At 54.8% G+C, this 3487-nt stretch carries 6 protein-coding genes and 1 pseudogene; 5 read left to right on the forward strand and 2 right to left on the reverse strand.

The genetic code is table 11. From position 1 onward, the window contains the following. A partial coding sequence (locus ACFSCT_RS08100; RefSeq protein WP_379141711.1) for a transposase occupies window positions 1-356 on the forward strand: 356 nt, incomplete at its 5' end. Here the strand turns inward: ACFSCT_RS08100 and ACFSCT_RS08105 are convergent. Further along, complete coding sequence (locus tag ACFSCT_RS08105; protein ID WP_379141731.1) at window positions 324-725, reverse strand: transposase; 402 nt, start codon at window positions 723-725, stop codon at window positions 324-326. The two genes, ACFSCT_RS08100 and ACFSCT_RS08105, sit on opposite strands and share 33 nt — an antisense overlap. Window positions 726-796: 71 nt before the next feature. Then, a pseudogene (locus ACFSCT_RS08110) lies at window positions 797-1075 on the reverse strand (transposase); the annotation flags it as partial. Here ACFSCT_RS08110 and ACFSCT_RS08115 point away from each other — a divergent pair. From ACFSCT_RS08115 to ACFSCT_RS08130, 4 genes are all read left to right on the forward strand, one after another. Continuing rightward, window positions 1019-1696 carry a DUF5677 domain-containing protein gene (locus tag ACFSCT_RS08115; RefSeq protein WP_379141713.1) on the forward strand — a complete coding sequence of 226 codons (678 nt, stop codon included), beginning with the start codon at window positions 1019-1021 and terminating at the stop codon, window positions 1694-1696. The pseudogene ACFSCT_RS08110 and the gene ACFSCT_RS08115 overlap by 57 nt on opposite strands. A gap of 92 nt (window positions 1697-1788) precedes the next feature. Then, window positions 1789-2202: a hypothetical protein gene (locus tag ACFSCT_RS08120; RefSeq protein WP_379141715.1), complete on the forward strand. Its 414-nt coding sequence runs from the start codon at window positions 1789-1791 to the stop codon at window positions 2200-2202. 26 nt (window positions 2203-2228) lie between these two features. Then, window positions 2229-2750 (forward strand): hypothetical protein, encoded by a 522-nt coding sequence (locus ACFSCT_RS08125; RefSeq protein WP_379141716.1) that lies wholly within the window; start codon window positions 2229-2231, stop codon window positions 2748-2750. Next, window positions 2751-3434 carry an LA2681 family HEPN domain-containing protein gene (locus tag ACFSCT_RS08130; protein WP_379141717.1) on the forward strand — a complete coding sequence of 228 codons (684 nt, stop codon included), beginning with the start codon at window positions 2751-2753 and terminating at the stop codon, window positions 3432-3434. The last annotated feature ends 53 nt before the right edge of the window (window positions 3435-3487 follow it).

Below are 3487 nucleotides of genomic sequence, written 5' to 3' on the forward strand. Positions count from 1 at the left end.
GCCTGCCGGTCCGCTTCGAACTCACGCCCGGGCAATGGGCCGACAGCCCGCAGGCCGAGAGGTTGATCGCGGGGCTCGAAGGGGTCGGCCATGTCGTGGCCGATTCTGGCTATGACACCGAGGCGCTGCGCAGCGTAATCGCCGAAACCATGCAGGCCGAAGCGCATATCAAGCGCAACCGAAGCCGGGCGAGATGCTGCCATATCGACTGGACGATCTACAAGGAGCGCCACCTTGTCGAGAGCTTCTTCAACCGTATCAAACGCTTCCGTCGGATCACGCTTCGCGTGGAGAAGACTCTCTCAGCGTTCAAGGCCTTCGTCTCAATCGCATGCGCCATGGCCTGGTTGGCCTGAATGAAGACGCCCTCTAGCTGCGATCCGTTTGAACTCCTTGAGTTTTCCGAAGAAGTTCTCGATCAGGTGACGCTTTTTGTAGAGATCAGGATCGATCGGCAACGGCGCCGTGCGCTGCGCGCGCTGGGAAATGCAGATCGCCGCACCGCGTTCGTTCATCTCGGCGATGATCCAGTTGCTGTCAAAGGCCCAGTTGCTGTCAAAGGCCTTGTCAGCGAGGATCGCATCGAAGACGACGCCGTCGGTCAACGGCGCGACACCGACCGTGTCGAAGCGGTGCCCCGGCAACAGAACGAAGCGCACGAGGTGACCCAAGGCATCCGCCAGGGCGAGGATCTTGGTCGTCCAGCCGCCCTTCGACTTGCCGATGGCCTGACTTCGAGTCCCCCTTTTGAGCCCTGTCCGTGGCGGTGAACCTTGACGATGGTGCCATCGACCATGGCCACCCGCATGTCGGGCTCATCGGACAGGGCATTGAAGATACGCTCAAAAACCCCCGAAACAGCCCAGTCTCGGAAACGGCAGTAGACCGAGTTCCACTTGCCGAATTCGGCCGGCAGATCACGCCACTGCGCCCCAGTCCGGGCGATCCAGAACACCCCTTCCAGAAACAGACGCCCGTCCCCGCCCGTCCGACCGGGGTCCGACTTCTTGCCTGGACAATGCGGCTCGATCATCATCCACTGACGATCCGTGATGATGTAACGGTCAACAGCCATCAAATCCTCCCTTTCGGGAAGCTTGAACCAGAAATCACGCCGAATGGGAATCCTGATACTCAACAGGCCCTAGCTTGGACTCTAAAAGATCCTCGTTCACGCGCACATCTTTATATTGAGGACGGACAGGGCGCTATTAAATTTCAGATTGCCCATCAAAAGCGAGCATTAGAGGCCGCGACAGCCCCCAATGACGCGGCTGAACTGAGTCAGATGATCAAAGTCTGGAGTGACGGGCTAGCAGGGCAACGGATTGAGGCTCTTGTTGAGGTGAATCTTGGTAGTTGGTCCGGTCTCAACATCAGAAAGATGGCCGAAGAGGCCGGCTTTATCGACTTCTACAACTATGTCTATCAGCCATTTAGTAGCGTTGTGCATTCACACTGGGCGCATGTGAGTATGTTCAACATGATCTATTGCCAGAATCCGGCTCACCGGTGGCATCGTGGAGCGGCGATAGCTCCAGCATCGATTGATCTAAACTGGCTCTACCCAGCATCAAAGTATCTCAGCAAGATGTTCGGACATTTCGATAACGTATATGGTCTCGATCCGCCTCATGTTGCGTTCGAACTTGTTGTGTCCCCGCTGTCCCAGACGATGAAATATACTGAAAACTAAGATTTTTTCTTTGTCTTACAGCGAGGCGACTCGTAATTTTGTCGTGCAATCGGATATCTGAAGATAATCAAATCTATCTGAAAAATCATAGTATGCCGAAGACGACCAGAAGTACCTTGGATAAACATTGTCAGGAAAGAAAATTGGAGTGTGAAGATCTCGAAAAATTGCGTGAACGTTCGATCAGCAAGCTCGACGATGACGCTGCGCTCAATCATATCGGTACATTGATCGACGCTTCGCGTGACGCTGGCTTCACCCGGGGAGCAGACCGCGCGATCTACCTTCTCGACGAATTTGCAAAGCGCGATCTGAACGTCCAACATGGCGCGGTTCTCGAATATTTTCGATCCAATGCATGGGCGGTTAAAGAGATGACTTCCGGCATCCGCGGCACCTGGGCTTGGGAACACCCCGAACGCGAACAGCAAATCCTTGCCTTGTCTCGCGCAGCTGCTCATCCTGGCTTGTCGAACTCGATCTCATGCGTCGTTGTCAGATCCTGACCAATAGAGCAAACCAACTCAATGTGATGGGGCGCTTCATCGACGCGATTGAAGGATGGGACGCAGCGCTTCGCATCATTCCCAAGTTCGCGATGGCGCAGGCAAATCGTGGTAATGGCCTTAAGCACTATGCTGGGATGTTGGATGATGATCGCGAACGTGCGATCTTATTGTTGCACGCCCATGATGGGTTGATTGCCGCGATCGCCGCCGATGCTGTACATGACTCCATTTACCCGGACGCATTGGCGCAACAGTTCGCTGAAGAAGCCAAAAAATATGCTGCGGCGGGCGATCTCAATCGAATACGCGAGTTGCAGGATTTTGGTGTGCCGCCGCTCGGGCGCAGCAAGGTCGAACAAAAGTATCGGCAGTGGTGTCTCGACCATCGCCTGTTCCTGAATCCACTCAATGATCTCGGGTCGCACGCAAGAGCAGCATGCGACGACCTCGTCCTGCCGCCCATAAGCGAAAGGTTCGATGAGAGACCGGGCGTCGTTACGCCACCACCAGTCATCGGTTTTTTCAATCAGATGAAACAGGAGTAAGTGTCGGCGCGCTTCATGCTCTACGAGGGTCTTTCCGACACAAATCTGCACTTTTCTGACCGTCGCGTTAGGCTGTTCGACACACTGGACTATCCGATGCACTCGCTCGCAACCGAACGGGTGCGTACAGCATACCGTATTGCCTATTCTCTGCTCGATAAGGTGGCGTTTCTTGTCGATCATTATTGGAAGTTGGGAAAAGTCGCCAATCGCATCAATTTCAAGAATGTCTGGATGATCGAAGGGAAGCCGCGGCTTCTCGACCGCTTTAAAGATTATCCAAACTGGCCGCTTCGCGGACTTTTCTGGCTTTCGAAGGAGTTGTTCGACGATCAACTAAAGCGGACGACCGGACCCGATGCGCGAGAGTTGCATGACATCCGTAACGCGCTCGAACACAAATTCCTTCAGGTACACGAGGGCTGGGCACGGCCGTTTATGTGGGCCGCACCAAGTAGCGAAGGCCTAGGGTTCTCCATCGACAGCGATCTTCTCGAGACTAAGGCTCTTCGTGTGATCAAGATAGCGCGTTCCGCGCTCATTCAGTTGGCCTTGGCAATCGGCGTCGAAGAACGAGCGCGAGCGCGGGAGCGACCTGACACTTTGATTGAAACTATGTCCCTTTTTGGCCTCGATGATCGCCGCAAACGACGTGATCCGATGGGCACCTCGATTTTTCACTGAATTCCTCTGAACGGACGAGATCAGCGGCTTGAAGCGGGGACTGCGACCGCCCG

Source organism: Paracoccus pacificus, assembly GCF_042680785.1.
Taxonomy (GTDB): Bacteria; Pseudomonadota; Alphaproteobacteria; order Rhodobacterales; family Rhodobacteraceae; genus Paracoccus; species Paracoccus pacificus.

Bases quoted from the DNA above. Each gene is read 5' to 3' on its own strand.
- ACFSCT_RS08115 (WP_379141713.1), top strand. From the start codon at position 1,019: ATGCGGCTCGATCATCATCCACTGACGATCCGTGATGATGTAACGGTC.
- ACFSCT_RS08120 (WP_379141715.1), top strand. From the start codon at position 1,789: ATGCCGAAGACGACCAGAAGTACCTTGGATAAACATTGTCAGGAAAGA.
- ACFSCT_RS08125 (WP_379141716.1), top strand. From the start codon at position 2,229: ATGGGGCGCTTCATCGACGCGATTGAAGGATGGGACGCAGCGCTTCGC.